The 5,937-nt window shown below is 63.1% G+C and carries 5 protein-coding genes; all 5 read left to right on the forward strand.

What is annotated here, in order from left to right; translation table 11 throughout:
* The first annotated feature begins 118 nt into the window (after positions 1-118).
* On the forward strand, positions 119-583 hold the full coding sequence (locus tag WB528_RS02195) for a GFA family protein (RefSeq protein ID WP_423886788.1): 465 nt from the start codon (positions 119-121) through the stop codon (positions 581-583).
* Positions 584-819: 236 nt separating this feature from the next.
* Entirely contained in the window at positions 820-2,976 is a 2,157-nt protein-coding gene (gene scpA / locus WB528_RS02200; RefSeq protein ID WP_423886790.1) for a methylmalonyl-CoA mutase, read from the forward strand.
* Positions 2,977-3,020: 44 nt separating this feature from the next.
* Entirely contained in the window at positions 3,021-4,013 is a 993-nt protein-coding gene (meaB, locus tag WB528_RS02205) for a methylmalonyl Co-A mutase-associated GTPase MeaB (protein ID WP_423886791.1), read from the forward strand.
* A complete protein-coding gene (locus WB528_RS02210) occupies positions 4,010-4,669 on the forward strand; it encodes a pyroglutamyl-peptidase I (RefSeq protein ID WP_423886792.1) in 660 nt (219 codons plus the stop codon). Before meaB ends, WB528_RS02210 begins: the two co-directional genes overlap by 4 nt.
* A 126-nt stretch (positions 4,670-4,795) precedes the next feature.
* A partial coding sequence (locus WB528_RS02215; protein WP_423886793.1) for a TIGR03808 family TAT-translocated repetitive protein occupies positions 4,796-5,937 on the forward strand: 1,142 nt, incomplete at its 3' end.

The following is a 5,937-nucleotide window of genomic DNA, read 5'->3' on the forward strand; positions in this document are numbered from 1 at the left end:
CAGGCCGGGCGGGCGAGCAGGAACAGGCCTTGCGTGCGGCCGGCGTTAACGAGTTCATCTTTGCCGGCGGCGACGCGCTTGCCGCCCTGCGACAGGCCCACCGGCTGGTGGATACCGCATGACTGAGATTGCGAAACCCGTTCTGACCGGCGGCTGCCAATGCGGCGCGATCCGCTTTGCGTTGTCGGCGCCGCCGACCAAGGTCAGCATCTGCCATTGCCGGATGTGCCAGAAAGCGGCCGGCGCACCGTTCGCCTCGTTTGCCGAGATCGAAAAGAGCGATTTCGCCTGGACCCGAGGCCGGCCGGCCGCGTTCCGCTCCTCCTCGATCGCCGAGCGCGACTTTTGCCGCGATTGCGGTACGCCCTTGAGCTTCCGCCGGATCGAGGGCCCCCGCATCGAGATCCTGACCGGCACCTTCGACCGGCCGGACCGGCTGGTGCCGACCCGGCAATACGGAACCGAATCCCGGCTCGGCTGGGTGGTCGCCATTGCGAATCTGCCGAGCCAGACCACGCTCCAGAACTACGGCGAGGGCAAGCTTAACAGCATCATCAGCCATCAGCATCCCGACCATGATTAAGATATTTCAAAAGCTTACGAAGCGATCTGGACGTGATAGATTCGAAACTACGCTTTGGGTTTTAGGGTTTATTCTTGCGCCCCTCGAATTCGTTTTTGGGCTGGCCATCGTAGGCTTTGCGCGGACATTCTCGGGCGCCATGCAAAACGGAGTAACCAACCGATTTGACGACCCCGTCTATAAGAAGAATCTTCAAAGGTTGATCGAGAGGAACGGACAGTTTGAGGAAGAGAGGAATGAGCGGCATTCCTGATTTCAGTACCGTCGCCTTCGAGCCTGTCGCTGCAGCCGCAACGACCGGCAACGCCGAACCGTGGCTGACGCCCGAAGGCATTCCGGTCAAACCTTCCTACGGCGAAGCCGACCTCGCAGGCATCGACTTCCTCGAGACCTGGCCGGGCATCGCGCCCTATCTGCGCGGCCCTTACCCGACCATGTATGTCAACCAACCGTGGACCGTCAGGCAATATGCCGGATTCTCGACGGCGGAAGATTCAAACGCCTTCTATCGCCGCAACCTGGCTGCCGGTCAGAAGGGCCTGTCGGTCGCTTTCGACCTCGCCACGCACCGCGGTTACGATTCCGATCACCCCCGCGTCGCCGGCGATGTCGGTATGGCGGGCGTCGCGATCGATTCGATCTACGACATGCGCACGCTGTTCGCCGGCATTCCGCTCGACCAGATGAGCGTGTCGATGACCATGAACGGCGCGGTGCTGCCGATTTTGGCGCTGTTTGTCGCGGCGGCCGAGGAACAGGGCGTGCCGCCGGAAAAACTCTCGGGTACCATCCAGAACGACATTCTGAAAGAGTTCATGGTGCGCAACACCTACATCTATCCGCCCGCGCCCTCGATGCGGATCATCTCCGACATCTTCGCCTACACCTCGCAGAAGATGCCGAAATACAACTCCATCTCCATTTCCGGCTATCACATGCAGGAGGCCGGCGCGACGCAGGATCTCGAACTCGCCTATACACTTGCCGACGGCGTCGAATACTTGCGCGCGGGTCTCAAGGCCGGGCTGGATGTGGACCGCTTTGCGCCGCGGCTGTCGTTCTTTTGGGCGATCGGCATGAACTTCTTCATGGAAGTGGCCAAGATGCGCGCCGCGCGGCTGTTGTGGGCGAAGCTGCTCACGCCGTTCAACCCGAAAGACCCGCGCTCCCTCTCGCTGCGTACGCATTGCCAGACCTCAGGCTGGTCGCTGACCGCGCAGGATGTCTTCAACAACGTGATGCGGACCACGATCGAGGCGATGGCTGCAACGCAAGGCCATACCCAATCGCTGCATACCAACGCACTCGACGAGGCTTTGGCGCTGCCGACCGATTTCTCCGCACGAATTGCGCGTAACACCCAGCTTTTTCTGCAACAGGAAAGCGGCACCACCCGCATCATCGACCCCTGGGGCGGCTCATATTATGTCGAGCGGTTGACCCGCGATCTCGCCGCCAAGGCCTGGGGTCATATCCAGGAAGTCGAGGAACTCGGCGGCATGGCGAAAGCGATCGAAGCCGGCGTTCCAAAGCTCCGGATCGAGGAAGCCTCCGCCAAGACGCAAGCCCGGATCGATGCCGGCAAGCAGGCCGTGATCGGCGTCAACAAATACAAACCGGTCGACGAGGCGCCGATCGATATTCTCAAGGTCGACAATTCCAATGTGCGACGGCTGCAGATCGACAAGCTGAAACGGCTGAAGGGCGAACGCAGCCAGAAGGCTGTCAATGAGGCGCTGGCGGCGATCACGCGTTCCGCCGGCGAGGGCAACGGCAATCTGCTGGCGCTTGCGATCGAAGCCGCGCGCGCCAAGGCCACCGTCGGCGAAATTTCGGATGCAATGGAGAAGGTGTTCGGCCGACATCGCGCCGAAATCAAATCCATCACCGGCGTCTATAAACGCGAGGCTTCCGCCATGTCGAACCGGGTCGAGAAGGTACAGGCGCTGATCGATGCGTTCGAGGAGGCCGAAGGCCGAAGGCCGCGCATTCTCGTCGCCAAGATCGGCCAGGACGGCCACGACCGCGGCCAGAAGGTGATCGCATCGGCCTTTGCCGATGTCGGGTTCGACGTCGACATCGGGCCGCTGTTTGCGACCGCCGACGAAGCCGCGCGTCAGGCGGTCGAAAACGACGTGCATATTCTGGGCGTGTCGTCGCTGGCGGCGGCGCATCTCACCGCCGTGCCGGAACTGAAAGCGGCGCTGAAGAAACAGGGCCGTGAAGACATCATGATCATCGTCGGCGGCGTGGTGCCGCCGCAGGATTACGATGCGCTCTACAAGGCCGGCGCCGAGGCGATCTTCCCGCCCGGCACCGTGATCGCGGATGCCGCCGAAGAACTGATCCACAAGTTGAATGCGCGATTGGGGCATAGCGAGGCCGCGGAGTAGCGCCTCCCCCTCGCCTCGCTTCGCTGGCCGTTGTAAAGCAGGGCATGCCCTTGCCGAAGAATGCCCCGCTGGACATCAAGACCATTGCCAAAGAGCTGCGATCCGGTCACCGCGCGGCGCTGGCGCGGGCGATCACGCTGATCGAAAGCCGCCGGAGCGATCATCAGGCCACCGCGCGCGACCTCGTGCAGGCCTTGCTTCGCGAAACCGGCAAGGCGATCCGGGTCGGCATCACCGGCTCGCCGGGCGTCGGCAAATCCACCACCATCGACGCGCTCGGCATGTATCTGATCGAGCGCGGCCATAAGGTCGCGGTGCTCGCGGTAGATCCCTCCTCGGCCCGTACCGGTGGCTCCATTCTCGGCGACAAGACCCGGATGGCGCGGCTGGCGGCCTCCGACCATGCTTTTATCCGACCCTCGCCCACTTCCGGCACGCTCGGCGGGGTCGCCGCGAAAACCCGCGAGGCGATGCTGTTGTGCGAAGCCGCCGGCTTCGACGTCGTACTGGTGGAGACCGTCGGTATCGGGCAATCCGAAACCGCCGTCTGCGACATGACCGATTTTTTCCTGGCGCTGATGCTGCCGGGCGCCGGCGACGAATTGCAGGGCATCAAAAAAGGCCTGGTTGAACTCGCCGACATGATCGCGATCAACAAAGCCGACGGCGACAACATCAGGCGCGCCAATCTGGCGGCGGGCGAATATCGCAGCGCGCTGCATATCCTCACCCCGCGCTCGGAACATTGGCAGCCGCCGGTCGTGACCTATTCGGCCCTGACCGGCGCCGGCATCGAAACGCTGTGGCAGAAAACTCTCGATCACCGCACCGCGATGAATGCCTCCGGTGAGTTCACGACGCGCCGGCAGGCGCAGCAAGTGAAATGGATGTGGTCGATGCTGGAGCAGTTGACGATGGCGCGGCTGCGGGCCGATGCTTCGGTTCGGGCCAAAGTAAAGCGGATCGAGGCCGAAGTGGCTGCCGGCCGCATCTCGCCGGCGCTTGCCGCGGAACAGATTGCAGAAATGCTGCGATGAGCGAAGGCTTGCGTATCCTCATCACCGGCTTTGGCCCGTTTCCCGGTGCTCCCTTCAATCCGACCATGCCGCTGGTCAAGCGGCTGACGCAATTGCGCCGCCCCGCGCTCGACGGCGTCATGCTGACCGGGCATGTTTTCGACGTCACCTATCAGACGGTCGATCGCGAACTGCCGGAGCTGATCGCGCAACTACGCCCGCAGGCACTGTTGATGTTCGGCCTCGCGACGCGCACCGCTCACCTCCGGATCGAGACGCGCGCCCGCAATGCGGTCTCGACCCGATTCCCGGACGCAGCAGGCCATCTGGCTCGGAAGGCATCGATCGTCCGCGGCGCCGACGCCATGCCGTTCGGCCTACACGCGGCCAGCCTGCTGCACGCGGCGCGCGCGACCGGCATCGACGCGCGTCTCTCGCGCGATGCCGGCGCCTATCTCTGCAACTCCCTGAGTTGGCGCGCGATCGAGGCAACGCAACAGTCCGGCGGCCCGGCACTCGTGTCGTTCATTCATGTTCCGCTGGTCGCGCGCGATGGCACCGCCCACGAGGGAACGTCTGGCATCACGCAGGAACAACTGGTCGATGCCGGCGAAGCCATGCTGATGGAAATGGTGAAGCTGACACGGCGCGCGATCGTGCAAGGTACTTCTGCCTAGCGCAGCATTAACCCTACCGCCAACAATCAACTTCACTTGCGATCGCGCGGACCCGGTATCGGCGCATTTTCTTGCTACCTATGGAATCGCAAACACGGCCGCTATTGGCCAGGGTCAAGCGATCATATGCCTCTCAACCGCCGCCATTTCTTCGGGATCACCGCCGCCGGTGCGGGAGCGATCGCGATGCCGCGTCAGGCGACGGCGGCCCAACCTGTTTCCGTGCTCGGGCGGGATGCCACGCAATATGGTCTTCGTCCCGGCAGTCCCGACGACCAGACCAAAGTTCTGCAACGGGCGATCGACGAAGCCGCACGGGCGCAGGCACCGCTCGCGCTGCCGCCCGGCGTCTATCGCGTTGGCGCGCTTCATTTGCCAAACGGCTCGCAGCTTGTTGGCGTACGCGGTTCGACCCGGCTTGTCTTTGGCGGCGGCGCCTCGATGTTCACAAGCGAAGGTGCCGTCAGCGTTGGTCTTAACAACCTCGTGCTCGACGGCGGCAACATCCCGCTGCCCACGCGTCGCGGGCTCGTGCATTGCCTGAGCGGTCGCGACATCCGGATCACCGATTGCGAGATTGTTGCCAGCGGCGGCAACGCCATTTGGCTTGAGAGCATCGCCGGCGATATCAGCGGCAATATCGTCAGCAAAACCGCTGCCACCGCGATCGTATCGTTCGACGCCAGCGGCCTCACGGTCATGCGCAACACGATCCGGGATACCAATGACAACGGCATCGAAATCCTGCGCACGTCGATCGGCGACGACGGCACGCTGGTGGCGGATAATCACATCGAGGACATCAAGGCGGGACCCGGCGGCTCCGGCCAATATGGCAACGCCATCAATGCGTTTCGCGCAGGTAATGTGATCGTGCGCGGAAATCGCATCAAGAATTGCGATTACTCGGCGGTGCGCGGCAACTCGGCCTCCAACATCCAGATATCAGGCAATAGCGTCAGCGACGTGCGCGAGGTGGCGCTCTATTCCGAATTTGCTTTCGAAGGCGCCGTGATCGCCAACAACACCGTGGACGGCGCGGCGCTCGGGGTTTCCGTCTGCAATTTCAACGAAGGCGGCCGGCTCGCGGTCGTGCAGGGCAACATCATCCGCAACCTGCTGGCGAAGCGGCCGATTGGAACGGCGCCCGACGACGACGGCGGCATCGGCATCTATGTCGAAGCCGACACCAGCGTTTCGGGCAACGTGATCGAGAATGCGCCGTCGTTCGGAATTGTCGCGGGCTGGGGCAAATATCTGCGCGACGT

The sequence above is a fragment of the Bradyrhizobium sp. genome (assembly GCF_049586575.1).
In the GTDB taxonomy this organism is placed as follows: domain Bacteria; phylum Pseudomonadota; class Alphaproteobacteria; order Rhizobiales; family Xanthobacteraceae; genus Bradyrhizobium.

What these genes read in the sequence shown, in the direction of transcription:
- WB528_RS02195 (WP_423886788.1), top strand. Translation starts at nt 119, where the DNA reads ATGACTGAGATTGCGAAACCCGTTCTGACCGGCGGCTGCCAATGCGGC.
- scpA (WP_423886790.1), top strand. Translation starts at nt 820, where the DNA reads ATGAGCGGCATTCCTGATTTCAGTACCGTCGCCTTCGAGCCTGTCGCT.
- meaB (WP_423886791.1), top strand. Translation starts at nt 3,021, where the DNA reads ATGCCCTTGCCGAAGAATGCCCCGCTGGACATCAAGACCATTGCCAAA.
- WB528_RS02210 (WP_423886792.1), top strand. Translation starts at nt 4,010, where the DNA reads ATGAGCGAAGGCTTGCGTATCCTCATCACCGGCTTTGGCCCGTTTCCC.